Consider the following 23,597-nt stretch of genomic DNA (forward strand, 5'->3'; position numbering starts at 1 on the left):
CATGAGCAACCCCGTCATCGGCGTCCTGTCCCTCCAGGGCGATGTACGGGAGCACCTGATCTCCCTGGCTGCGGCGGATGCCACGGCCAGGGAGGTGCGGCGCCCCGAGGAGCTCGCCGAGGTCGACGGCCTGGTCATTCCGGGCGGCGAGTCCACCACCATCTCCAAGCTGGCCACGCTGTTCGGCATGATGGAGCCGCTGCGTGAGCGCATCGCGGCCGGCATGCCCGTCTACGGCACCTGCGCCGGTCTGATCATGCTCGCCGACAAGATCCTCGACCCGCGTTCGGGCCAGGAGACGTTCGGCGGCATCGACATGATCGTCCGCCGCAACGCCTTCGGCCGGCAGAACGAGTCCTTCGAGGCGTCCGTCGCCGTCGAGGGTGTCGAGGGCGGCCCCGTCGAGGGCGTCTTCATCCGCGCTCCGTGGGTCGAATCGACCGGCGCGCAGGTGGAGATCCTCGCCGAGCACGAGGGGCACATCGTGGCCGTCCGCCAGGCAAACGCCCTGGCCACGTCGTTCCATCCGGAACTGACGGGCGACCACCGGATGCACGCCCTGTTCGTCGAGATGGTGCGCGCGGCGGTCTGAGAGGTCCCGGTAGGATCTCTGGGGTTCGTTCAGAAATGGGTTACGCGAAGGAGACAGGCAGATGTCCGGCCACTCTAAATGGGCTACGACGAAGCACAAGAAGGCCGTGATCGATGCCAAGCGCGGCAAGCTCTTCGCGAAGCTGATCAAGAACATCGAGGTCGCTGCCCGGACCGGCGGCGCCGACCCGGACGGTAACCCGACCCTCTTCGACGCCATCCAGAAGGCCAAGAAGAGCTCGGTGCCGAACAAGAACATCGACTCCGCGGTCAAGCGCGGCGGCGGGCTCGAGGCCGGTGGCGTCGACTACGAGACGATCATGTACGAGGGTTACGGCCCGAACGGTGTCGCGGTGCTCATCGAGTGCCTCACCGACAACCGCAACCGCGCCGCCTCGGACGTCCGCGTCGCCATGACCCGCAACGGCGGCTCGATGGCCGACCCGGGCTCGGTCTCTTACCTCTTCAACCGCAAGGGTGTCGTGATCGTCCCCAAGGGCGAGCTGACCGAGGACGACGTCCTGGGTGCCGTCCTCGACGCGGGCGCCGAGGAGGTCAACGACCTCGGCGAGAGCTTCGAGGTCCTCAGCGAGGCCACCGACCTGGTCGCGGTCCGCACCGCCCTCCAGGAGGCCGGTATCGACTACGACTCCGCCGAGGCGAACTTCGTCCCGACCATGCAGGTCGAGCTGGACGAGGAAGCCGCCCGCAAGATCTTCAAGCTGATCGACGCCCTGGAGGACAGCGACGACGTGCAGAACGTCTTCGCCAACTTCGACGTCTCGGACGAGGTCATGGAGAAGGTCGACGCCTGATCAGCGCCTGACCCACGCCTGTGCGACGGGCCGACGGGGAACACACCCCCGTCGGCCCGTCGCGTTGTCAGTGCCTGCCGATAGCCTGCACGAACAAGAGGTCGAAGGAGGGGTGCGGTGCGTGTTCTCGGGGTGGACCCAGGGCTGACCCGGTGCGGGGTCGGCGTCGTCGAAGGGGTCGCGGGCCGCCCGCTCACCATGCGCGGCGTCGGCGTCGTCCGTACGCCCGCGGATGCCGACATCGGCCACCGCCTGGTCGCGATCGAGGCCGGCATAGAGGAGTGGCTCGACGCCCACAGCCCCGAACTGGTCGCGGTGGAGCGGGTGTTCAGCCAGCACAATGTCCGTACGGTGATGGGCACCGCCCAGGCCAGCGCCGTCGCCATGCTGTGCGCCGCCCGCCGTGGGATCCCCGTCGCCCTGCACACCCCCAGCGAGGTCAAGGCCGCCGTCACCGGCAGCGGCCGCGCCGACAAGGCGCAGGTCGGCGCGATGGTGACGCGGCTGCTGCGGCTCGACGCCCCGCCCAAGCCCGCCGACGCGGCCGACGCGCTCGCCCTCGCCATCTGCCACATCTGGCGCGCCCCCGCTCAGAACCGCCTCCAGCAGGCGGTCGCCCAGCACGCCCGCACCGCCCCGCACGCGCAGCACGCTCCGTACGCACCGAAAGGCCGTACCCGATGATCGCCTTCGTCCGCGGCCCGGTCGCCGCACTCGCCCCCACCACGGCCGTGATCGAGGTCGGTGGTGTCGGGATGGCCGTCCAGTGCACCCCCAACACCCTCGCCGCCCTGAGGATCGGTCAGGAGGCCCGGCTGGCCACCTCGTTGGTCGTACGGGAGGACTCGCTCACCCTCTACGGCTTCGCGGACGACGACGAACGCCAGGTCTTCGAGCTGCTCCAGACCGCCAGTGGCGTCGGCCCGCGCCTTGCCCAGGCGATGCTCGGTGTACACAGCCCCGACGCGCTGCGCCTGGCCGTCTCCACCGGCGACGAGAAGGCGCTGACGGCCGTGCCCGGCATCGGCAAGAAGGGCGCGCAGAAACTCCTCCTCGAACTGAAGGACAAGCTGGGGCAGCCGCTCGGCACCGGCGCGGTCGTCGGCGCGCAGCGCGTCGCGGCCGGGCCCGCCCCCTGGACCGAGCAGCTCCAGGCCGCCCTGATCGGCCTCGGCTATGCGAGCCGCGAGGCGGAGGAGGCGGTCGCCGCGGTCACCCCACAGGCCGAGGCCGCCCTCGCCGAGACCGGCTCCGCGCCCGTGCCGCAGCTGCTCCGCGCGGCCCTGCAGACGCTCAACCGCACCCGCTGACCCGGCGGCCGGGGCCGCAACGACCGGCACACCCCGGCCCTGACCTCAACCCCGACTCCGCATCCGACTCCGCACCCCTAACTCCGTGAGGCCTACCGCAGTGAACTGGGACGAGACCGACTCCGCAGCGGCTGACGCCCTGTCCGAACGACTCGTCGGCCCGGCCGCCGACGGCGAGGACACCGCGGTCGAGGCCGCCCTGCGCCCCAAGGATCTGAACGAGTTCGTGGGCCAGGAGAAGGTCCGCCAGCAGCTCGACCTCGTCCTCAGGGCGGCCCGCCAGCGCGGCGCCACCGCCGACCACGTCCTGCTCTCCGGCGCCCCCGGCCTCGGCAAGACCACCCTCTCCATGATCATCGCGGCCGAGATGGGCGCCCCGATCCGGATCACCTCCGGCCCCGCCATCCAGCACGCCGGAGACCTCGCCGCGATCCTCTCCTCCCTCCAGGAGGGAGAGGTCCTCTTCCTCGACGAGATCCACCGCATGTCCCGGCCCGCCGAGGAGATGCTCTACATGGCGATGGAGGACTTCCGGGTCGACGTCATCGTCGGCAAGGGCCCCGGCGCCACCGCCATCCCGCTGGAGCTGCCCCCCTTCACTCTCGTCGGCGCCACCACCCGAGCCGGACTGCTGCCGCCCCCGCTGCGCGACCGTTTCGGCTTCACCGCCCACATGGAGTTCTACGAGCCCGCCGAGCTCGAGCGCGTCATCCACCGCTCGGCCGGGCTGCTCGACGTCGAGATCGACACCGCGGGAGCGGCCGAGATCGCCGGCCGCTCCCGCGGCACGCCCCGTATCGCCAACCGCCTGCTGCGCCGCGTGCGGGACTACGCCCAGGTCAGGGCCGACGGCGTGATCACCCGCGAGATCGCGGCCGCCGCCCTCGGGGTGTACGAGGTCGACACCCGCGGCCTCGACCGCCTCGACCGGGCCGTCCTGGAGGCCCTCCTCAAGCTCTTCGGCGGCGGCCCGGTCGGCCTGTCGACCCTCGCGGTGGCGGTGGGGGAGGAGCGCGAGACCGTCGAGGAGGTCGCCGAGCCCTTCCTCGTACGGGAAGGACTGCTGGCGCGTACGCCCCGTGGCCGGGTCGCCACTCCCGCGGCCTGGGCGCACCTGGGACTCGTGCCGCCGGGCTCGGCAGCGCCGGGAAGCGGACAACAGGGGCTCTTCGGCCCTTGACGGCGCGGATACTGGCTGGGCCAGGAACCACGGTGCGATGCTGGGCGTTGTTCCATCGATGCGGACTCGCTTAGACTCCGCCGATGCCGCCCTTCCAGGTCGGCGTGCCCACCCCCCGAAGATCAGGCCGCAATCCCCGCGGTCGTGCGAAGGAATTTCCGTCCCGTGAATCTCCTGACTTTCCTCCCGTTCATCGTGCTCATCGGGGCCATGTTCCTGATGACCCGGTCCGCCAAGAAGAAGCAGCAGCAGGCCGCCCAGATGCGCGACCAGATGCAGCCCGGCACCGGCGTCCGCACCATCGGCGGCATGTACGCCACGGTCAAGGAGGTCAACGACGACACCGTCCTCCTCGAGCTGGCCCCCGCCGTGCACGCGGTCTTCGCCAAGAACGCCATCGGCGCGGTCCTGACCGACGACGAGTACAACCGCATCGTCCACGGCGACGACTCCGCGAAGGACGACAGCCCGGTCGTCCCGGACGACGTCTCGTCGCTGACCGAGGACGCCGACACCGAGACCGCCAAGCCGGACCTCACCAAGAAGTCCGACGACGCGGAGCCGAAGGACGGCAAGGCCGACGGCGAGACCGACGCGAAGTAGCGGGGGCCGGGGACCGCGGCGCCCACAGGTGCCCGCGGTCCCCGGAACGTGTCTACGTCTGCGGGGGCAGATCCCCACAACACTTCGTGGCCGCCCCGCGCACACCCGGCGCGGCGCGGTTGGACAGGGAGAAACGACAAGGTGGCAGCACCGAAGAAGGGCCGAGGGCCGGCGGGGGGACAGGGCAGGCCGGGGCGTGCCCTGGCTCTGATCCTGATCGCCATGGTCGCGCTCACCGGCGGGATGTTCTGGTCGGGTCACACCACGCCGCGTCTCGGCATTGACCTGGCCGGCGGTACGACGATCACGCTCAAGGCGGAGGCCGAGAAGGGCAAGGAAGACGCCGTCAACGAGACCAACATGAACACTGCGGTCGGCATCATCGAACGCCGTGTCAATGGTCTGGGTGTCTCCGAGGCCGAGGTCCAGACGCAGGGCAAAGAGCACATCATCGTCAACATCCCCAAGGGGACGAACTCCAAGCAGGCCCGTGAGCAGGTCGGTACCACCGCCCAGCTCTACTTCCGCCCCGTGTTGACGTACGCGCCCAGCGAGCCGGCGCCGACGCCGAAGCCCTCCGGCAGCACCAAGCCGTCGCCGGGCGCGTCCGCCTCCGACGGGAAGGGCACGGATGGCAAGGGCAAGTCGTCCGCCACCCCCTCGGCGAGCGCCACTACCCAGGGCCGTCCCGTCACCGACGGCCTGAAGAAGGCGCCCACGCCGAGCGCCAGCGCCTCCGGCGCGCCGAAGGCCACCGAGAGCCCCAAGCCGCCGGCCCCCGACGCCGCCACCGCCGCGCTCGAGAAGAAGTTCGCCGCGCTGAACTGCCTCGACCCCAAGCAGCGCTCCGCCGCCGGTCAGGGCGTCAAGCCCACCGACACGATCGTCGGCTGCGGCAAGAACGGCATCGGCCAGTGGGAGAAGTACATCCTCGGCCCGGCCGAGGTGGACGGCAAGGACGTCGACGACGCCAAGGCCGCCATCGACCAGCGCAACGGTCAGTGGATCGTCCAGATGGAGTTCACCGAGGCCGGCGCCAAGAAGTTCCAGAAGATCACCGGCCGGCTCTCCCAGCAGCAGCCGCCGATGAACCAGTTTGCGATCGTCCTCGACGGCGAGGTCGTCTCGGCCCCCTCGGTCCGTACGACGCTCAGCGCCAACGCCGAGATCTCCGGCAGCTTCACCCAGGAATCCGCACAGGACCTGGGCAACATCCTGTCGTACGGCGCCCTGCCGCTCTCGTTCAACGAGGAGAGCGTCACGACCGTGACCGCCGCCCTCGGCGGTGAGCAGCTGGAGGCCGGTCTGATCGCCGGTGCCATCGGTCTCGCGCTGGTCGTGATCTACCTGGTGGTCTACTACCGCGGCCTGTCGCTGATCGCCATCCTCAGCCTCATCGCCTCGGCCGTGCTGACCTACACGCTCATGGCGCTGCTCGGCCCGGCCATCGGCTTCGCACTGAACCTCCCGGCGGTCTGCGGCGCCATCGTCGCCATCGGTATCACCGCCGACTCGTTCATCGTGTACTTCGAACGCATCCGGGACGAGATCCGCGAGGGCCGCACGCTGCGCCCCGCCGTCGAGCGCGCCTGGCCGCGTGCCCGCCGCACGATCCTCGTCTCCGACTTCGTCTCCTTCCTCGCCGCGGCCGTGCTCTTCGTGGTCACCGTCGGCAAGGTGCAGGGCTTCGCGTTCACGCTCGGCCTGACGACCCTCCTCGACGTCGTCGTGGTGTTCCTCTTCACCAAGCCGGTCATGACGCTGGTCGCCCGGACGAAGTTCTTCGGCAACGGTCACGCCTGGTCCGGTCTGGACCCGAAGCGGCTCGGCGCCAAGCCGCCGCTTCGCCGCTCCCGCCGTGTCTCCGCCCCCACCGACCCGAAGGAGGCGTGAGATGTCGAAGCTCGGCAATCTCGGCGCCCGGCTCCACCGCGGCGAGGTCGGCTACGACTTCGTCGGCAACCGCAAGATCTGGTACGGCCTGTCCATCCTGATCACCATCACGGCCATCGTCGGCCTGGCGGTGCGCGGGCTGAACATGGGCATCGAGTTCCAGGGCGGCGCCGTCTTCACCACCGACCGGGTGACCGTCTCGGCCTCCCAGGCGGAGAAGTTCGCGGAAGATGCCGCCGGCCACGACGCGATCGTCCAGGAGCTCGGCACCGGCGGCCTGCGCATCCAGGTCAGCAGCCTCAACACCGAGCAGGCCGACAAGGTCGAGGCCCAGCTCGTCCAGGACCTGGGCCTGAAGGCCGGGGACATCAACTCCGAGCTGGTCGGCCCCAGCTGGGGTGAGCAGATCGCCAACAAGGCCTGGACCGGCCTCGGGATCTTCATGATCCTTGTGGTGATCTATCTGGCCATCGCCTTCGAATGGCGCATGGCGCTGGCCGCCCTGATCGCGCTGGTCCACGACATCACCATCACGGTCGGTGTCTACGCCCTCGTCGGCTTCGAGGTCACGCCGGGTACGGTCATCGGTCTGCTGACGATCCTCGGTTACTCGCTGTACGACACGGTCGTCGTCTTCGACTCCCTCAAGGAGGGGACGAAGGACATCACCAAGCAGACCCGGTGGACCTACAGCGACATCGCCAACCGCTCGATCAACGGCACCCTGGTCCGTTCGATCAACACCACCGTGGTGGCGCTGCTGCCCGTCGCCGGTCTGCTCTTCATCGGCGGCGGTGTCCTCGGCGCGGGCATGCTGAACGACATCTCGCTGTCGCTCTTCGTCGGCCTCGCCGCCGGTGCGTACTCCTCGATCTTCATCGCCACCCCGCTCGTCGCCGACTTCAAGGAGCGCGAGCCGGCGATGAAGGCGCTGCGCAAGCGCGTCATGGCCAAGCGGGCCTCAGCGGCCGCCAAGGGCGAGTCGCTGGACGAGCCCTCCGGCCCGGGCGACTTCGACCCGCTCCCCGAGGACACCGCACCGGCCGCCGCCGTCGTCGGCCAGCGTGGCCGCCGCGGCCGTCCGACGGACAAGCGCCGATGACCGAGGGCACGCGGGAGCTCCTGCTCAGCCGGATCCGGGACGTCGCCGACTACCCGAAGCCCGGCGTGCTGTTCAAGGACATCACGCCGCTGCTCGCCGACCCGTCGGCGTTCACGGCCCTCACCGACGAGCTCGCCGCGCTGTGCGCCACGCACGGCGCCACGAAGGTCGTCGGTCTGGAGGCGCGCGGCTTCATCCTGGGCGCGCCGGTCGCCGTCCGCTCCGGCCTGGGCTTCGTGCCCGTACGCAAGGCGGGCAAGCTCCCCGGGGCGACCCTGCGGCAGGCGTACGAGCTGGAGTACGGCACCGCAGAGATCGAGGTGCACGCCGAGGACCTGGCCGCGGGCGACCGGGTCATGGTCATCGACGACGTCCTCGCCACCGGCGGCACCGCCGAGGCGTCCCTGGAGCTCGTCCGCCGGGCGGGCGCCGAGGTCGCGGGCGTCGCGGTCCTGATGGAGCTCGGCTTCCTCGCGGGCCGGGCCCGCCTGGAGCCCGCGCTGCGCGGCGCCCCGCTGGAGGCACTGATCACCGTCTGACCGGCCCCCGCCCCGGAGCTCGCTCCGGCGGATGAGGGCCCGAACGGAACTGCGAAGGGCGTCCCGGAAGAACTCCGGGGCGCCCTTCCCGTTCTTCCGGGTACGCACTGTTTCGATCTTTGGACCGCCGCCCAGGCGGCATCCCGACGGAAGGACCCGGATGCCCCGCACAGCCCTGCCACTCTCCCGTACGGCCGCCGCGGCCGCGGCCGCGCTGCTCTGCCTCGCCGGCCTCACCGCGGGCGCCTCCCCGGCCGCCGCTGCGAACACCTGCACCGGCTGGAAGAACGCCGGCGGCGTCCCGCTGAAGTGGAGCACCGCCAGCGACGGCTGCGGCCACTTCGGCGCCCCCGGCATGAAGATGGGCTACTCCTGGAAGGCCTTCAAGGGCAGCGCCTGCGTGAAGGTGAAGGGCTTCGTGAACGGGAAGAAGACCTGGTTCGACGCCGGCTGCGGCAAGGGTGCCTCGATCAAGGTGCCGTGGGGGAACGTCGCCGCCGAGAAGGAGATCCAGATCAAGGGGGCCTCCCTGATCCGCTGGGCCTGACGGAGGCCGGGTCACGCGCGTGAGCACCGGGGCCCCCGTGTCGATACCATGGGATGTCCGGGCTCGACCGGGGGACCCGGATCCGCACGAGGAGCGCTCTTGCCAGACGAGGCCCAGTCACTCTCCGCCGCGAAGACCGACCAGCAGGCCGAGAAGGCCGCGGCGGCTCCCGCCGCGCCCCAGAACAAGCCGGGGGAGCACCGACCCACGCCGTCGGTGCCGGAGCGTGTCCAGGCCCCGGCACCGCCGCCGGTCACGGCGCCCAAGCCCGCCGCCCCGGCCGCCGCCCGCTCGGGCGGCTCCTCCAACCGGGTCCGCGCCCGTCTCGCCCGCCTCGGTGTGCAGCGCTCGTCGCCGTACAACCCGGTCCTGGAACCGCTGCTGCGGATCGTCCGCTCCAACGACCCCAAGATCGAGACGGCCACGCTCCGTCAGATCGAGCGGGCCTACCAGGTCGCCGAGCGCTGGCACCGCGGCCAGAAGCGCAAGAGCGGCGACCCGTACATCACCCATCCGCTCGCCGTCACCACCATCCTCGCCGAGCTTGGCATGGACCCGGCGACGCTGATGGCCGGTCTGCTGCACGACACCGTCGAGGACACCGAATACGGCCTGGACACCCTGCGCCGCGACTTCGGCGACCAGGTCGCCCTCCTCGTCGACGGCGTCACCAAGCTCGACAAGGTCAAGTTCGGCGAGGCCGCCCAGGCCGAGACCGTGCGCAAGATGGTCGTCGCCATGGCCAAGGACCCGCGTGTCCTGGTCATCAAGCTCGCCGACCGCCTGCACAACATGCGCACGATGCGCTACCTCAAGCGGGAGAAGCAGGAGAAGAAGGCCCGCGAGACCCTGGAGATCTACGCCCCGCTGGCCCACCGGCTGGGCATGAACACCATCAAGTGGGAGCTGGAGGACCTCGCCTTCGCGATCCTCTACCCCAAGATGTACGACGAGATCGTCCGGCTCGTCGCCGAGCGCGCCCCCAAGCGCGACGAGTACCTCGCCATAGTGACCGACGAGGTCCAGTCCGACCTGCGCTCCGCCCGTATCAAGGCCACCGTCACCGGCCGGCCCAAGCACTACTACAGCGTCTACCAGAAGATGATCGTCCGTGGCCGGGACTTCGCGGAGATCTACGACCTGGTCGGCATCCGCGTCCTCGTCGACACCGTCCGGGACTGCTACGCCGCCCTCGGCACCGTCCACGCGCGATGGAACCCGGTCCCCGGCCGGTTCAAGGACTACATCGCGATGCCCAAGTTCAACATGTACCAGTCGCTCCACACGACGGTCATAGGGCCCAACGGCAAGCCGGTCGAGCTGCAGATCCGCACCTTCGACATGCACCGCCGCGCCGAGTACGGCATCGCCGCGCACTGGAAGTACAAGCAGGAGGCCGTCGCCGGCGCCTCCAAGGTGCGTACCGACGTGCCCCGCAAGAGCGGCGGCAAGGACGACCACCTCAACGACATGGCGTGGCTGCGCCAGCTGCTCGACTGGCAGAAGGAGACCGAGGACCCCTCGGAGTTCCTGGAGTCGCTGCGCTTCGACCTCTCCCGCAACGAGGTCTTCGTCTTCACCCCCAAGGGCGATGTCATCGCGCTTCCGGCCGGGGCCACCCCGGTCGACTTCTCGTACGCGGTGCACACCGAGGTCGGCCACCGCACGATAGGCGCACGGGTCAACGGACGGCTCGTCCCGCTCGAATCGACCCTCGACAACGGCGACCTGGTCGAGGTCTTCACCTCCAAGGCACCCGGCGCCGGCCCGTCCCGCGACTGGCTGGGCTTCGTCAAGTCGCCCCGGGCCCGCAACAAGATCCGTGCCTGGTTCTCCAAGGAGCGCCGCGACGAGGCGATCGAGCAGGGCAAGGACGCCATCGCGCGCGCCATGCGCAAGCAGAACCTGCCGATCCAGCGGATCCTCACCGGCGACTCGCTCGTCACCCTCGCCCACGAGATGCGCTACAGCGACATCTCCTCGCTGTACGCGGCGATCGGCGAGGGACATGTCACCGCGCAGAGCATCGTGCAGAAGCTGGTGCAGGCGCTCGGCGGCGAGGAGGCCGCCACCGAGGACATCGCCGAGACCGCCCCGCCGTCCCGCGGCCGCTCCAAGCGCCGCGCCAACGCCGACCCCGGAGTCGTCGTCAAGGGCGTCGAGGACGTCTGGGTGAAGCTGGCCCGCTGCTGTACGCCCGTGCCGGGCGACCCGATCATCGGCTTCGTCACGCGCGGCAGCGGCGTATCGGTTCACCGCGCCGACTGCGTCAACGTCGACTCCCTCTCCCAGCAGCCCGAGCGGATGCTGGACGTCGAGTGGGCGCCGACCCAGTCCTCGGTCTTCCTGGTCGCCATCCAGGTCGAGGCCCTCGACCGGTCCCGGCTGCTGTCGGACGTCACCCGCGTCCTGTCCGACCAGCACGTCAACATCCTCTCGGCGGCCGTGCAGACCTCCCGCGACCGGGTGGCCACCTCGCGCTTCACCTTCGAGATGGGCGACCCGAAGCACCTCGGACACGTCCTGAAGGCCGTACGGGGCGTGGAGGGCGTCTACGACGTCTACCGCGTGACCTCGGCCCGCCGCCCGTAACACGCACACGAAAGGGCCCCCCGCACGCGAGGGGGGCCCTTCTCGTACCGGAAGCCGTACGGCGTCAGCCGCCGAACTCCTCCAGGCCCTTCAGCGCCTGGTCCAGCAGCGCCTGCCGGCCCTCGAGCTCCTTGGCGAGCTTGTCGGCCCTGGCGTCGTTGCCCGCCGAGCGGGCCGCGTCGATCTGCTTCTGGAGCTTGTCCACGGCGTCCTGGAGCTGGCCCGTCAGACCCGCGGCACGCGCGCGTGCCTCCGGGTTCGTACGGCGCCACTCGGACTCCTCGGCCTCCTGCAGCGCGCGCTCGACGGCGTGCATCCGGCCCTCGACCTTGGAGCGCGCGTCCCGCGGCACGTGCCCGATGGCCTCCCAGCGCTCGTTGACTGCCCTGAAGGCCGCCCGGGCCGCCTTCAGGGCAGTCACCGGCACCAACTTCTCGGCCTCGGTGGCGAGCTCCTCCTTGAGCTTGAGGTTCTCGATCTGCTCCGCGTCCCGCTCGGCGAAGACCTCGCTGCGCGCCGCGAAGAAGACGTCCTGGGCGCCGCGGAAGCGGTTCCACAGATCGTCCTCGTGCTCGCGCTGGGCGCGGCCCGCGGCCTTCCAGTCCGCCATCAGCTCGCGGTAGCGGGCGGCCGTCGCACCCCAGTCGGTGGAGTTCGAGAGCGACTCGGCCTCCGCGACCAGCTTCTCCTTGGTCTTACGGGCCTCCTCGCGCTGCGCGTCCAGCGAGGCGAAGTGCGCCTTGCGGCGCTTGGAGAAGGCCGAGCGGGCGTGCGAGAAGCGGTGCCACAGCTCGTCGTCGGACTTCCGGTCGAGCCGGGGCAGGCCCTTCCAGGTGTCCACGAGCGCCCGCAGCCGCTCACCGGCCGCCCGCCACTGCTCGCTCTGGGCCAGCTCCTCCGCCTCGGCGACCAACGCCTCCTTGGCGGACTTGGCCTCGTCGGCCTGCTTCGCCTTCTGGGCCTTGCGCTCCTCACGGCGCGATTCCACGGTCTCGGCCAGTGCGTCGAGACGCTTGGCGAGCGCCGCGAGGTCGCCGACCGCGTGGTGCTCGTCCACCTGCTGACGCAGGTGCTCGATCGCGGTCGTGGCGTCCTTCGCCGACAGATCGGTGGTCCTCACCCGCCGTTCGAGGAGGCCGATCTCGACCACCAGTCCCTCGTACTTGCGCTCGAAGTAGGCCAGTGCCTCCTCTGGAGTGCCGGCCTGCCACGATCCGACGACCTTCTCGCCATCGGCTGTCCGCACGTACACGGTCCCCGTCTCATCGACGCGGCCCCACGGGTCGCTGCTCACAGCGCCTCCTCCACATGATGCCGGTGAGGGGGCCCTCGCCCCCTGGGCATCGTCCACAGTTTCCGCGACGGGCCTCGCCCGCCCTCCACAGCACGAATCGGACCCCGCGCTGCACAACGCCAATCTAGGCGACCGGCCGCCCGGCTGTCCGCTCCCAGCGCGACCGAAATTCAGCGGTTCACACCTTCCGGACAGCGGCCTTCTCGATGGTGACCGGCTTCTTCGGCGCGCCGTCCTTGGCACCGCCCTCCACGCCGCCCTTCGCCACGTCCCGGACGACCTTCAACCCGGCGGCGTCGATCGTGCCGAAGGGGGTGAACTGCGGAGGCAGCTTGGTGTCCTGGTAGACGAGGAAGAACTGGCTGCCGCCGGTGTTCGGCTGCATCGTGTTGGCCATGGCCACGGTCCCGGCAGGGAACGTCACCGAGCCGTCCGCGCCGGCCTTGCCGAGCGCGTTCAGGTTCTCGTCCGGGATGGTGTAGCCCGGGCCGCCGCTGCCGTCGCCCTTCGGGTCGCCGCACTGGAGCACGAAGATCCCGGCCGTGGTCAGCCGGTGGCACTTGGTCCCGTCGAAGTACTTCTTGTCCGCCAGGTGCTTGAACGAGTTCACCGTCCGAGGGGTCTTCGCCGCGTCCATCGTGATGGTGACGGCGCCCTGGTTCGTGGTGAGCGACATCGTGTACTTCGCCTTGCGGTCGACCGACATCGCCGGCTCCGGCGACGCGCTTTCCTTGGGCGACGCGCTCGCCGACGACGCCGCGTCGTCCGACGCCTTGTCCCCGCCGGTCAGCACGATCGATCCGTACACGGCCCCGCCCGAGGCCAGCACCACGGCCAGCGCGGCGGCGATGACCGTATTGCGGCGCTTGGCCTTCTTCTGCGCCTCGGCGCGGCGCCGCTGCTGCCGCTCGAACTTCTCCCTGGCGAGCTGCCGCCGCCGCTGATCGCTGCTGACCACCGGTTCTGCTCCTTGTCGGTCGTCTGTTCCTGTCCGGGACGGATGTGCCCGTACCGTATACGGGTTGGCTGTGGGATGAGTCGCGCCGGTAGGCTCTGATCTGCATTCTTCCGCCGGACGACATCTAAGGACGATCGTGCTCATTGCCGGGTTCCCCGCCGGGGCCTGGGGGACCAACTGCTATCTGGTCGCCCCCGCCGCAGGCGAGGAGTGCGTGATCATCGACCCGGGCCACCAGGCCGCCCAGGGAGTCGAGGAGACGCTCAAGAAGCATCGGCTCAAGCCCGTCGCGGTCGTGCTCACCCATGGCCACATCGATCATGTCGCCTCGGTCGTCCCGGTCTGCGGAGCCCATGACGTACCCGCCTGGATCCACCCCGAGGACCGGTACATGATGAGCGACCCGGAGAAGGCCCTCGGCCGCGCCTTCGGTACGCAGCTCATGGGCGAGCTGACCGTGGGGGAGCCGGACGATGTCAAGGAGCTGACCGACGGCGCCCAGCTGTCGCTGGCCGGTCTCGAATTCACCGTCGCCCACGCGCCCGGCCATACCAGGGGGTCGGTGACCTTCCGGATGCCCGAGGCGGCGGACGTTCCGTCCGTCTTCTTCTCGGGCGACCTGCTCTTCGCCGGCTCCATCGGACGCACCGACCTGCCCGGAGGTGACATGGACGAGATGCTCGCGTCGCTGGCCCGCGTGTGCCTGCCGCTCGACGACTCGACCGTGGTCCTCTCCGGCCACGGTCCCCAGACGACCATCGGCCGTGAGCGCGCCACCAACCCCTATCTGCGGGACGTGGCCGCCGGCCTCGGGAGCACCGCCGCTCCCCGACGAGGAATGTGACAAGAGTTTCCGTGAGCACCTTCAAGGCCCCCAAGGGCACCTACGACCTCATCCCGCCGTACTCGGCCACGTATCTCGCCGTCCGCGACGCCATCTCCGCCCCGCTGCGCACCTCGGGTTACGGCTACATCGAGACCCCCGGCTTCGAGGACGTCGACCTCTTCGCCCGCGGCGTCGGTGAGTCCACCGACATCGTGACCAAGGAGATGTACACCCTCACCACCAAGGGCGGCGCCAACCTGGCGCTGCGCCCCGAGGGCACCGCCTCCGTGCTGCGCGCGGCGCTGGAGGCCAACATGCACAAGGCCGGCGGCCTGCCGGTCAAGCTGTGGTACTCCGGCTCGTACTACCGCTACGAGCGCCCGCAGAAGGGCCGCTACCGCCACTTCTCGCAGGTCGGCGCCGAGGCGATCGGTGCCGAGGACCCGGCGCTCGACGCCGAGCTGATCATCCTGGCCGACCAGGCGTACCGCACGCTCGGGCTGTCCAACTTCCGTATCCTGCTCAACTCGCTCGGCGACAAGCAGTGCCGCCCGGTCTACCGCGAGGCGCTCCAGGGCTTCCTGCGCGGCCTCGACCTCGACGAGGAGACCGTCCGCCGCATCGAGATCAACCCGCTGCGGGTCCTCGACGACAAGCGCGCCGAGGTGCAGAAGCAGCTGGTGGGCGCCCCGATGCTGCGTGACTACCTGTGCGACGACTGCAAGGCGTACCACGAGGAGGTACGTGAACTGATCGGCGCGGCGGGCGTCGCCTTCGAGGACGACGAGAAGCTGGTGCGCGGCCTCGACTACTACACCCGCACCACCTTCGAGTTCGTCCACGACGGTCTCGGCTCCCAGTCTGCGGTGGGCGGCGGCGGCCGCTACGACGGCCTGTCCGAGATGATCGGCGGCCCGGCGCTGCCGTCCGTCGGCTGGGCGCTGGGCGTGGACCGTACGGTCCTGGCCCTTGAGGCCGAGGGCATCGAACTCGACATCCCGGCCCCCACCAGCGTCTTCGCGGTGGCCCTTGGCGAAGAGGCCCGCAAGGTCCTGTTCGGCAAGGTCACCGAGCTGCGCAAGGAGGGCATCGCGGCGGACTTCTCGTACGGCGCGAAGGGCCTCAAGAGCCACATGAAGAACGCCAACCGCTCGGGAGCCCGCTTCACCCTCGTCGCGGGCGAGCGCGACCTCGCCGAGGGCGTCGTCCAGCTCAAGGACATGGAGTCCGGGGAGCAGGAGGCGGTCGCCCTGGAGCAGGTGACCGAGCGGCTGCGGGCGAAGCTCGGCTGACCTCGCGTACGGACGTACGGAACGAGGAGGCCCCGGACCGACCGGTCCGGGGCCTCCCCTTGTCCGTACCGCTGTCCGTCCTTATGTCCATCGAACGGCCGACGCACAAGGCTTTGCGGCAGAATGACCCTGCCCAGGCCCCGAGTGATGGAACGGCGACATGACGAAAGCAGCGGTTGACGGCGTCTCCTCCGAAAAGGACGGAGGCGTCGGAGCGAGCCGGGCGCTCGCATTGCTGCTCGTGATCACGGGCGCGGCGGGCCTGCTGGCCTCCTGGGTGATCACGCTCGACAAGTTCAAGCTGCTCGAAGACCCGACCTTCACCCCGGGATGCAGCATCAACCCGGTCGTGGCCTGCGGAAACATCATGAAGAGCGAGCAGGCGGAGGCCTTCGGCTTCCCCAACCCCATGCTCGGTCTGGTCACCTACGCGATGGTCATCGCCATCGGCATGGCTCTGGTCGCCGGTGCCCGGTTCCGCCGCTGGTACTGGCTCGGTCTCAACGCCGGCACGCTCTTCGGCGTCGGCTTCTGCGCCTGGCTGACGTACCAGTCCCTGTACGTGATCGGCTCGCTCTGCCTGTGGTGCTGCCTGGCCTGGGTCGCCACGATCGTCATGTTCTGGTACGTGACCTCGCACAACGTCCGCCACGCGCTGCTGCCCGCCCCGGCCTGGCTGCGCCGCTTCTTCGGCGAGTTCACCTGGGTGCTGCCCGTCCTGCACATCGGGATCATCGGGATGCTGATCCTGACGCGCTGGTGGGACTTCTGGACCAGCTGACCGCCCCTGGCGCTTTCGGCGTTGTCAGTGGGGTGACCTAGGCTTCAGGACGTGGAGCCCGACCTGTTTACCGCAGCCGCCGAAGAGCGCCAGGAGAAGGACCCGTCCAGCAGCCCCCTGGCCGTACGGATGCGCCCGCGCACCCTTGAGGAGGTCGTCGGCCAGCAGCATCTGCTCCGGCCGGGATCCCCGCTGCGGCGCCTGGTCGGCGACGGCGCGGGCGGTCCCGCCGGGGCCTCCTCGGTGATCCTGTGGGGCCCGCCCGGCACGGGCAAGACCACCCTCGCCTACGTCGTCTCCAAGGCGACGAACAAGCGCTTCGTCGAGCTCTCCGCGATCACCGCCGGCGTCAAGGAGGTCCGCGCGGTCATCGACGGGGCGCGGCGCGCGGCCGGCGGCTTCGGCAAGGACACCGTCCTCTTCCTGGACGAGATCCACCGCTTCAGCAAGGCGCAGCAGGACTCCCTGCTCCCGGCGGTGGAGAACCGCTGGGTGACGCTGATCGCCGCCACCACCGAGAACCCCTACTTCTCGGTGATCTCACCACTGCTTTCCCGTTCCCTGCTGCTGACCCTGGAGCCGCTCACCGAGGACGATCTGCGCGGGCTGCTGGCCCGGGCCCTCACCGAGGAGCGCGGCCTCGGCGGCGCGGTCACTCTCACCGCGGACGCCGAGGGCCATCTGCTGCGGATCGCGGGCGGCGACGCCCGGCGGGCCCTGACCGCCCTGGAGGCGGCCGCGGGCGCGGCCATCGCCAAGGGCGAGCCGGAGATCTCCCTGGAGACGGTCGAGCAGACCGTCGACCGGGCGGCGGTGAAGTACGACCGGGACGGCGACCAGCACTACGACGTGGCCAGCGCCCTCATCAAGTCGATCCGCGGCTCGGACGTGGACGCGGCGCTGCACTATCTGGCCCGGATGATCGAGGCGGGGGAGGACCCGCGGTTCATCGCCCGCCGGTTGATGATCTCGGCGAGCGAGGACATCGGCCTCGCGGATCCGACGGCCCTGCCGACCGCGGTCGCCGCGGCCCAGGCCGTCGCCATGATCGGCTTCCCGGAGGCGGCGCTGACCCTCAGCCACGCCACCATCGCCCTCGCCCTGGCCCCGAAGTCGAACGCGGCGACCACCGCGATCGGCGCGGCCCTCGCGGACGTCCGGGCCGGCCTCGCGGGCCCGGTCCCACCCCACCTGCGCGACGGCCACTACAAGGGCGCGGCCAAGCTCGGCCACGCCCAGGGCTACGTCTACCCCCACGACGTCCCCGGCGCCATCGCCCCGCAGCAGTACGCCCCGGACGCGGTCCACGGCAAGCGCTACTACGAACCGACCCGCTACGGCGCGGAGGCCCGGTACGCGGACGTGGTGGAAAAGGTGCGCGAGCGGCTGCGCGGCGAGTCCTCCTGACCTCGTCGCGTCCGGGCCGGCCAGTGCTGGGCTCAGTGCTGGGCCGCCTCGAAGAGGCGGTGCATCGCGCGGCGCAGTTCGCTCACGTTCCGGACGGGCTCCGGGAAGTCGAAGCGGGTGTCGAAGCAGTGGCCCGCGCCGTCGCTGAAGCGGATCCGCAGGCCGAAACGGTCGAGCGCCAGCGGTACCACGTCCCGTACGGCCGTGCCCTCCGCGGCGCGGTCGCCGAGGAGGGTGCTCAGCTCCCGTACCTGCCGGCCGTGCGCCGCGTGCAGGTGCTGGAGCAGTTCCGCCTCGTGGGAGACCAGCGGGTCGGGTACGGCCTGCGCGAAGGCCTCGGAGTCCACCTTCGCCGCGCCCCACAGGTCGTCGACGCTGGCCTCGCCCACCTCCAGGCGCAGCATCATCCGGCCGGGGCCCGCGTGGCCGGGCAGTGAGGTGAGCCAGCCGGAGACCCAGGCCCGGCCGCGGATACGGTGGGGAACGGAGACCGGGGCGACGTCGGTGAGCTCCAGGACGGCCGGCAGTTCGTCGTCCTGGGCGTGCGTGGCAGCCCGTACGGCCGGGGCGTCGGCCGGGAAGAGCAGGAAGACCTCGCCGTCGGGACCGACCGCCCGCGCCTCGGGCATCAGCTGGTCGACGCCGAGGGCCTCGGCCCCCGGAACGATCAGCACCGCGGAGCATGTACTCTGTACGAGAGTTCGTGTGCGCTCGGCTGCTGACGGCATCCGCGCGATTTCAAGTCCGCTGGGACGCGGCTGACCACGATCTGATCGGACCTCCGTCACGTGACCGGCGCGATGCACCATCTGGGCGCCGGCGTCGGCCCCATGGGTTTCCTGGGAGCCGGTGGTGCTGGCCCCTGCACTGGGGTCGGCCTTCTCCGTGTTGTCCGTGACGTGACTGGTGTTCCCCGGACGAGACATGCGATCTCCTTGAGTAAGGTGAGCCTAACCTAACCTACAACGGAGGTCTGGAGAACGTGCCTAACCAGTCGCGTCCCAAGGTCAAGAAGTCCCGTGCGCTCGGCATCGCGCTGACGCCGAAGGCCGTCAAGTACTTCGAGGCCCGCCCCTACCCGCCGGGCGAGCACGGCCGTGGCCGCAAGCAGAACTCGGACTACAAGGTCCGTCTGCTCGAGAAGCAGCGCCTGCGCGCCCAGTACGACATCAGCGAGCGCCAGATGGCCCGCGCCTACGACCGCGCCAAGAAGGCCGAGGGCAAGACGGGCGAGGCGCTGGTCGTCGAGCTCGAGCGTCGTCTCGACGCCCTGGTCCTGCGTTCGGGCATCGCCCGCACCATCTACCAGGCCCGCCAGATGGTCGTCCACGGCCACATCGAGGTCAACGGCGGCAAGGTCGACAAGCCGTCCTTCCGCGTCCGTCCCGACGACGTCGTGACGGTCCGCGAGCGCTCCCGCGAGAAGGCCCTGTTCCAGGTTGCCCGCGAGGGTGGCTTCGCCGCCGACGGTGAGACCCCGCGCTACCTGCAGGTCAACCTGAAGGCCCTGGCCTTCCGCCTCGACCGCGACCCGAACCGCAAGGAAATCCCGGTCATCTGCGACGAGCAGCTGGTCGTCGAGTACTACGCCCGCTGACGCAGGCGCAGTCACTTCGCGGTACTCAGCCCGCCGTCTCCCCGCCGTCTCCGGTGGGGGAGCCGGCGGGCTTCCGCGTTCCCGGCGCGGGAACACGGCCCGGCCTCACGGCGCCCGGCTCCGCGCGCGGTGTTCGCCGCGCGAGCGCCGCTCGCCGAACAGCGCCACGGCGTCCCGCTCACTCATCGGGGCAAGCGTGAAGACCACCTCCCCGGCGGTCGCGAGCGGCCGGCGTCCCGTGGCGAGCACCGTCAGACCCGGCGCGCGCCGCAGCAGCTCGCGCAACAGCGGGGCGCACTCCTCCACCAGATGCTCGAAGCCGTCGACCACCAGCAGGAGTTGGCGCTCGGTGAGATGCTCCGCCAGCATTTCGAGCGGTGCCCGCAGCGTGTGATCGGTCAGCCCGACCGCCTCGGCCAGGGCGGGCGCCACCACCGCCGGGTCCCGCAGCGCGGACAGCTCGGCCAGCCGGACCCCGTCGGCGTAGCGTTTCTGCGCCTCAGCGGCGGCCGCAACGCGAGCCGGGTCTTGCCGACCCCGCCCACCCCGACCACGGTGACCAGGCGGGCCCGCGCCAGCATCCGGCCCAGCTCGTCCAGCTCCGCCGCCCGGCCCACGAACCGGTTCAGCTCCGCCGGGAGATCGCTCCGTCGCATGGAACACGGAGCGTATTCATCCGGATCCGCTCCGTACAATCCGACCGCGTAACTCCTGCCCCACGGACCGTTAATGCGGTACGGCGGTGGACCGCGGGCGCGATAGGGTCGGAGGACGACTTTCGTAAGGCCCCAACGACAGCAGAGAGCGGTGCAGCGTGACCGGTGGAGAGGTTGCCGGGATCCTGGTGGCCGTGTTCTGGGCGATCTTGGTCTCCTTCCTCGCCGTGGTGCTGGTGAGGCTGGCGCAGACGCTCCGGGCGACCACCAAGCTGGTGGCGGACGTGACCGAACAGGCGGTTCCGCTGCTCGCCGACGCCTCGGCGGCCGTCCGCTCGGCGCAGACCCAGCTCGACAAGGTCGACGCCATCGCCTCGGACGTCCAGGAAGTCACCTCCAACGCCTCGGCGCTCTCCACCACCGTCGCCTCCACCTTCGGAGGCCCGCTGGTCAAGGTCGCCGCCTTCGGCTACGGCGTCCGCCGCGCCCTGGGCCGCGGCGGGGACGACGCGCCCGCGCGCCAGAGCCGTCGTACCGTGATCGTCGGCCGCACGGTGCCCTCCGCCCGGCGCCGCAAGCAGAAGGGCTGACCGCGATGTTCCGCCGTACGTTCTGGTTCACCGCGGGCGCCGCGGCCGGTGTCTGGGCCACCACGAAGGTCAACCGCAAGCTCAGGCAGCTGACCCCCGAGAGCCTCGCGGCGCAGGCTGCGAACAAGGCGATCGAGACGGGTCACCGGCTCAAGGACTTCGCCCTCGACGTCCGCGCGGGAATGGTCCAGCGCGAGGCCGAGTTGGGTGAGGCACTGGGCCTGGAGGCCGCCCCGGCCGACCGGGAGCTCCCCGCACAGCGCGGGCGGGCCGCCCTCGGCAACGCCCCGTACAACACCACGCATCCCTATGCGCACCCGACGCGTTCGTACAACCGGAATGAGGACCACTGATGGAGTCGGCTGAAATTCGCCGCCGCTGGCTGAGCTTCTTCGAGGAGCGCGGGCACACCGTCGTCCCTTCGGCGTCGCTCATCGCGGACGACCCGACTCTGCTCCTCGTCCCCGCCGGCATGGTGCCCTTCAAGCCCTACTTCCTGGGCGAGGTCAAGCCGCCGTTCGCGCGCGCCTCCAGCGTGCAGAAGTGCGTCCGTACGCCGGACATCGAAGAGGTCGGCAAGACCACCCGGCACGGCACGTTCTTCCAGATGTGCGGAAACTTCTCCTTCGGCGACTACTTCAAGGAAGGCGCCATCAAGCTCGCCTGGGAGCTGCTGACCACCTCGGTGGAGCACGGCGGCTACGGTCTTGAGCCTGAGAAGCTCTGGATCACCGTCTACCAGGACGACGACGAGGCCGAGGCCATCTGGCGCGACGTCGTCGGCGTCCCCGCCGAGCGCATCCAGCGCCTGGGCAAGAAGGACAACTTCTGGTCCATGGGCGTCCCCGGCCCCTGCGGCCCCTGTTCCGAGATCAACTACGACCGCGGCCCGGAGTTCGGCGTCGAAGGCGGCCCGGCCGTCAACGACGAGCGGTACGTGGAGATCTGGAACCTGGTCTTCATGCAGTACGAGCGCGGCCAGGGCACCGGCAAGGAGGACTTCGAGATCCTCGGTGACCTGCCGTCCAAGAACATCGACACCGGCCTCGGTCTCGAGCGCCTGGCGATGATCCTGCAGGGCGTACAGAACATGTACGAGACCGACACCCTCAAGGTCGTCATCGACAAGGCCACCGAGCTCACCGGCGTCTCCTACGGCAAGGCCCACGACAGCGACGTCTCCCTGCGTGTGGTCGCCGACCACATGCGTACGTCCGTGATGCTGATCGGCGACGGTGTCACCCCGGGCAACGAAGGCCGCGGCTATGTGCTGCGCCGCATCATGCGCCGCGCCATCCGCAACATGCGTCTGCTCGGCGCCACCGGTCCGGTCGTCCACGACCTCGTCGACGTCGTGATCAACACGATGGGCGAGCAGTACCCGGAGCTGGTTACCGACCGCAAGCGCATCGAGACCGTCGCCCTCGCCGAGGAGGGCGCCTTCCTCAAGGCCCTCAAGGGCGGCACCAACATCCTCGACACCGCCGTCACCGAGACCAAGGCCGCCGGCGGCACCGTCCTCTCCGGCGACAAGGCGTTCCTGCTCCACGACACCTGGGGCTTCCCGATCGACCTCACCCTGGAGATGGCCGCCGAGCAGGGCCTGTCCGTGGACGAGTCCGGCTTCCGCCGTCTGATGCAGGAGCAGCGCGAGCGCGCCAAGGCCGACGCCAAGGCCAAGAAGACCGGCCACGCCGACGTCACCGCCTACCGCGAGATCGCCGACAGCAACGGCGCCAGCGAGTTCACCGGCTACACCAACACCGAGGGCGAGACCACCGTCGTCGGTCTGCTGGTCAACGGCGTCCCCTCGCCGGCCGCCTCCGAGGGCGACGACGTCGAGGTCGTCCTCGACCGCACCCCGTTCTACGCCGAGGGCGGCGGCCAGCTCGCCGACCAGGGCCGGATCAAGCTGCACAGCGGCGCCGTGATCCAGGTCCGCGACGTCCAGCAGCCGGTCCCCGGTGTCTCCGTGCACAAGGGCTCGGTCCAGGTCGGCGAGGTGACGGTCGGTTCCACGGCCTACGCCACCATCGACGTCAAGCGCCGCCGGGCCATCGCCCGCGCCCACAGCGCCACGCACCTCACCCACCAGGCGCTGCGTGACGCGCTCGGCCCGACGGCCGCCCAGGCCGGTTCGGAGAACTCGCCCGGCCGATTCCGCTTCGACTTCGGCTCGCCGAACGCCGTGCCCGGCACGGTCCTCACGGACGTCGAGCAGAAGATCAACGAGGTCCTCGCCCGGGAGCTCGACGTCCACGCCGAGGTCATGTCGATCGACGAGGCCAAGCGTCAGGGCGCCATCGCCGAGTTCGGCGAGAAGTACGGCGAGCGGGTCCGGGTCGTCACCATCGGCGACTTCTCCAAGGAGCTGTGCGGCGGTACGCACGTCCACAACACCGCCCAGCTGGGTCTGGTGAAGCTGCTCGGCGAGTCCTCGATCGGTTCCGGCGTCCGCCGGGTCGAGGCCCTGGTCGGCGTGGACGCGTACAACTTCCTCGCCAAGGAGCACACGGTCGTCGCCCAGCTCCAGGAGCTGGTCAAGGGCCGCCCCGAGGAGCTGCCGGAGAAGATCTCCGCCATGCTCGGCAAGCTGAAGGACGCCGAGAAGGAGATCGAGAAGTTCCGCGCGGAGAAGGTCCTCCAGGCCGCCGCCGGGCTCGTCGACAGCGCCAAGGACATCCGTGGCGTGGCCCTGGTCACCGGCCAGGTCCCGGACGGCACCACCGCTGACGACCTGCGCAAGCTGGTCCTGGACGTGCGCGGCCGCATCTCTGGCGACCGCCCGGCCGTCGTCGCCCTGTTCACGACGGCCAACGGCCGTCCGCTGACGGTCATCGCCACCAACGAAGCCGCCCGCGAGCGCGGCCTCAAGGCCGGCGAGCTGGTCCGTACGGCCGCCAAGACCCTCGGCGGCGGCGGTGGCGGCAAGCCGGACGTCGCCCAGGGCGGCGGTCAGAACCCGGACGCCATCGGCGACGCCATCGACGCCGTCGAGCGTCTCGTCGTGGAAACCGCGTGACG

Annotated in this window: 22 protein-coding genes and 1 pseudogene; 19 read left to right on the forward strand and 4 right to left on the reverse strand. The window is 70.3% G+C overall.

What is annotated here, in order from left to right; translation table 11 throughout:
• The first annotated feature begins 1 nt into the window (after position 1).
• From pdxT to ACZ7LT_RS28450, 11 genes are all read left to right on the forward strand, one after another.
• Positions 2-592 carry a pyridoxal 5'-phosphate synthase glutaminase subunit PdxT gene (pdxT, locus tag ACZ7LT_RS28400; protein WP_471238958.1) on the forward strand — a complete coding sequence of 197 codons (591 nt, stop codon included), beginning with the start codon at positions 2-4 and terminating at the stop codon, positions 590-592.
• A 61-nt stretch (positions 593-653) separates the two neighbouring features.
• Complete coding sequence (locus ACZ7LT_RS28405; protein ID WP_471238959.1) at positions 654-1,406, forward strand: YebC/PmpR family DNA-binding transcriptional regulator; 753 nt, start codon at positions 654-656, stop codon at positions 1,404-1,406.
• Positions 1,407-1,523: 117 nt separating this feature from the next.
• Positions 1,524-2,090 (forward strand): crossover junction endodeoxyribonuclease RuvC, encoded by a 567-nt coding sequence (gene ruvC, locus ACZ7LT_RS28410; RefSeq protein WP_471238960.1) that lies wholly within the window; start codon positions 1,524-1,526, stop codon positions 2,088-2,090.
• Positions 2,087-2,716: a Holliday junction branch migration protein RuvA gene (gene ruvA, locus ACZ7LT_RS28415; protein WP_471238961.1), complete on the forward strand. Its 630-nt coding sequence runs from the start codon at positions 2,087-2,089 to the stop codon at positions 2,714-2,716. Before ruvC ends, ruvA begins: the two co-directional genes overlap by 4 nt.
• Before the next feature lie 100 nt (positions 2,717-2,816).
• Entirely contained in the window at positions 2,817-3,896 is a 1,080-nt protein-coding gene (gene ruvB, locus ACZ7LT_RS28420) for a Holliday junction branch migration DNA helicase RuvB (protein ID WP_471239075.1), read from the forward strand.
• Between the two features lie 165 nt (positions 3,897-4,061).
• On the forward strand, positions 4,062-4,499 hold the full coding sequence (yajC, locus tag ACZ7LT_RS28425; RefSeq protein ID WP_471238962.1) for a preprotein translocase subunit YajC: 438 nt from the start codon (positions 4,062-4,064) through the stop codon (positions 4,497-4,499).
• Positions 4,500-4,640: 141 nt separating this feature from the next.
• Positions 4,641-6,392 (forward strand): protein translocase subunit SecD, encoded by a 1,752-nt coding sequence (gene secD / locus ACZ7LT_RS28430; protein ID WP_471238963.1) that lies wholly within the window; start codon positions 4,641-4,643, stop codon positions 6,390-6,392.
• A gap of 1 nt (position 6,393) precedes the next feature.
• The gene (gene secF, locus ACZ7LT_RS28435) at positions 6,394-7,494 is read left to right on the forward strand and encodes a protein translocase subunit SecF (protein WP_471238964.1); all 1,101 of its coding nucleotides are present in this window, start codon (positions 6,394-6,396) and stop codon (positions 7,492-7,494) included.
• Positions 7,491-8,033: an adenine phosphoribosyltransferase gene (locus ACZ7LT_RS28440; RefSeq protein ID WP_471238965.1), complete on the forward strand. Its 543-nt coding sequence runs from the start codon at positions 7,491-7,493 to the stop codon at positions 8,031-8,033. The genes secF and ACZ7LT_RS28440 overlap by 4 nt, the downstream gene beginning before the upstream one ends.
• A gap of 160 nt (positions 8,034-8,193) precedes the next feature.
• Entirely contained in the window at positions 8,194-8,580 is a 387-nt protein-coding gene (locus ACZ7LT_RS28445) for a hypothetical protein (protein WP_471238966.1), read from the forward strand.
• A 99-nt stretch (positions 8,581-8,679) separates the two neighbouring features.
• Positions 8,680-11,172: a RelA/SpoT family protein gene (locus ACZ7LT_RS28450; protein WP_471238967.1), complete on the forward strand. Its 2,493-nt coding sequence runs from the start codon at positions 8,680-8,682 to the stop codon at positions 11,170-11,172.
• A gap of 64 nt (positions 11,173-11,236) precedes the next feature.
• Here ACZ7LT_RS28450 and ACZ7LT_RS28455 read toward each other — a convergent pair whose 3' ends face one another.
• Positions 11,237-12,466, reverse strand: coding sequence for a DUF349 domain-containing protein (locus ACZ7LT_RS28455; protein ID WP_471238968.1), 1,230 nt, complete (start codon positions 12,464-12,466; stop codon positions 11,237-11,239).
• Positions 12,467-12,644: 178 nt separating this feature from the next.
• Positions 12,645-13,424, reverse strand: coding sequence for a peptidylprolyl isomerase (locus ACZ7LT_RS28460; RefSeq protein ID WP_471238969.1), 780 nt, complete (start codon positions 13,422-13,424; stop codon positions 12,645-12,647).
• 136 nt (positions 13,425-13,560) lie between these two features.
• Here ACZ7LT_RS28460 and ACZ7LT_RS28465 point away from each other — a divergent pair, with 136 nt between their 5' ends.
• The 4 genes from ACZ7LT_RS28465 to ACZ7LT_RS28480 all read left to right on the forward strand — a co-directional run bounded on the left by ACZ7LT_RS28465 (position 13,561) and on the right by ACZ7LT_RS28480 (position 17,730).
• Positions 13,561-14,268 carry an MBL fold metallo-hydrolase gene (locus ACZ7LT_RS28465; protein WP_471238970.1) on the forward strand — a complete coding sequence of 236 codons (708 nt, stop codon included), beginning with the start codon at positions 13,561-13,563 and terminating at the stop codon, positions 14,266-14,268.
• A gap of 11 nt (positions 14,269-14,279) precedes the next feature.
• The gene (hisS, locus tag ACZ7LT_RS28470) at positions 14,280-15,542 is read left to right on the forward strand and encodes a histidine--tRNA ligase (protein ID WP_471238971.1); all 1,263 of its coding nucleotides are present in this window, start codon (positions 14,280-14,282) and stop codon (positions 15,540-15,542) included.
• A 160-nt stretch (positions 15,543-15,702) separates the two neighbouring features.
• Positions 15,703-16,323, forward strand: a complete 621-nt coding sequence (locus tag ACZ7LT_RS28475; protein ID WP_471238972.1) for a vitamin K epoxide reductase family protein — start codon at positions 15,703-15,705, stop codon at positions 16,321-16,323.
• Between the two features lie 51 nt (positions 16,324-16,374).
• The gene (locus ACZ7LT_RS28480) at positions 16,375-17,730 is read left to right on the forward strand and encodes a replication-associated recombination protein A (RefSeq protein WP_471238973.1); all 1,356 of its coding nucleotides are present in this window, start codon (positions 16,375-16,377) and stop codon (positions 17,728-17,730) included.
• 32 nt (positions 17,731-17,762) lie between these two features.
• Here the strand turns inward: ACZ7LT_RS28480 and ACZ7LT_RS28485 are convergent, their stop codons facing one another.
• A complete protein-coding gene (locus tag ACZ7LT_RS28485) occupies positions 17,763-18,458 on the reverse strand; it encodes a DUF2470 domain-containing protein (protein WP_471238974.1) in 696 nt (231 codons plus the stop codon).
• A 254-nt stretch (positions 18,459-18,712) separates the two neighbouring features.
• On the opposite strand from ACZ7LT_RS28485, the gene rpsD reads away from it, so the two are divergent.
• Positions 18,713-19,327 carry a 30S ribosomal protein S4 gene (gene rpsD / locus ACZ7LT_RS28490; RefSeq protein WP_019884843.1) on the forward strand — a complete coding sequence of 205 codons (615 nt, stop codon included), beginning with the start codon at positions 18,713-18,715 and terminating at the stop codon, positions 19,325-19,327.
• Positions 19,328-19,474: 147 nt separating this feature from the next.
• Here the strand turns inward: rpsD and ACZ7LT_RS28495 are convergent.
• A pseudogene (locus ACZ7LT_RS28495) lies at positions 19,475-19,983 on the reverse strand (AAA family ATPase); the annotation flags it as partial.
• 158 nt (positions 19,984-20,141) lie between these two features.
• Here ACZ7LT_RS28495 and ACZ7LT_RS28500 point away from each other — a divergent pair.
• From ACZ7LT_RS28500 to alaS, 3 genes are read left to right on the forward strand one after another with little or no spacing between them, the layout of a single operon-like run.
• The gene (locus ACZ7LT_RS28500) at positions 20,142-20,573 is read left to right on the forward strand and encodes a DUF948 domain-containing protein (protein WP_471238975.1); all 432 of its coding nucleotides are present in this window, start codon (positions 20,142-20,144) and stop codon (positions 20,571-20,573) included.
• 5 nt (positions 20,574-20,578) lie between these two features.
• Entirely contained in the window at positions 20,579-20,926 is a 348-nt protein-coding gene (locus ACZ7LT_RS28505; RefSeq protein ID WP_471238976.1) for a DUF6167 family protein, read from the forward strand.
• Positions 20,926-23,595 carry an alanine--tRNA ligase gene (alaS, locus tag ACZ7LT_RS28510; RefSeq protein WP_471238977.1) on the forward strand — a complete coding sequence of 890 codons (2,670 nt, stop codon included), beginning with the start codon at positions 20,926-20,928 and terminating at the stop codon, positions 23,593-23,595. Before ACZ7LT_RS28505 ends, alaS begins: the two co-directional genes overlap by 1 nt.
• The last annotated feature ends 2 nt before the right edge of the window (positions 23,596-23,597 follow it).

This window comes from Streptomyces sp. NPDC039465 (assembly GCF_055639315.1).

What these genes read in the sequence shown, in the direction of transcription:
- ACZ7LT_RS28445 (WP_471238966.1), top strand. Translation starts at nt 8,194, where the DNA reads ATGCCCCGCACAGCCCTGCCACTCTCCCGTACGGCCGCCGCGGCCGCG.
- ACZ7LT_RS28485 (WP_471238974.1), bottom strand. Translation starts at nt 18,458, where the DNA reads ATGCCGTCAGCAGCCGAGCGCACACGAACTCTCGTACAGAGTACATGC.
- ACZ7LT_RS28505 (WP_471238976.1), top strand. Translation starts at nt 20,579, where the DNA reads ATGTTCCGCCGTACGTTCTGGTTCACCGCGGGCGCCGCGGCCGGTGTC.
- ACZ7LT_RS28405 (WP_471238959.1), top strand. Translation starts at nt 654, where the DNA reads ATGTCCGGCCACTCTAAATGGGCTACGACGAAGCACAAGAAGGCCGTG.
- ACZ7LT_RS28440 (WP_471238965.1), top strand. Translation starts at nt 7,491, where the DNA reads ATGACCGAGGGCACGCGGGAGCTCCTGCTCAGCCGGATCCGGGACGTC.
- alaS (WP_471238977.1), top strand. Translation starts at nt 20,926, where the DNA reads ATGGAGTCGGCTGAAATTCGCCGCCGCTGGCTGAGCTTCTTCGAGGAG.
- ACZ7LT_RS28475 (WP_471238972.1), top strand. Translation starts at nt 15,703, where the DNA reads ATGACGAAAGCAGCGGTTGACGGCGTCTCCTCCGAAAAGGACGGAGGC.
- secF (WP_471238964.1), top strand. Translation starts at nt 6,394, where the DNA reads ATGTCGAAGCTCGGCAATCTCGGCGCCCGGCTCCACCGCGGCGAGGTC.
- pdxT (WP_471238958.1), top strand. Translation starts at nt 2, where the DNA reads ATGAGCAACCCCGTCATCGGCGTCCTGTCCCTCCAGGGCGATGTACGG.
- ruvA (WP_471238961.1), top strand. Translation starts at nt 2,087, where the DNA reads ATGATCGCCTTCGTCCGCGGCCCGGTCGCCGCACTCGCCCCCACCACG.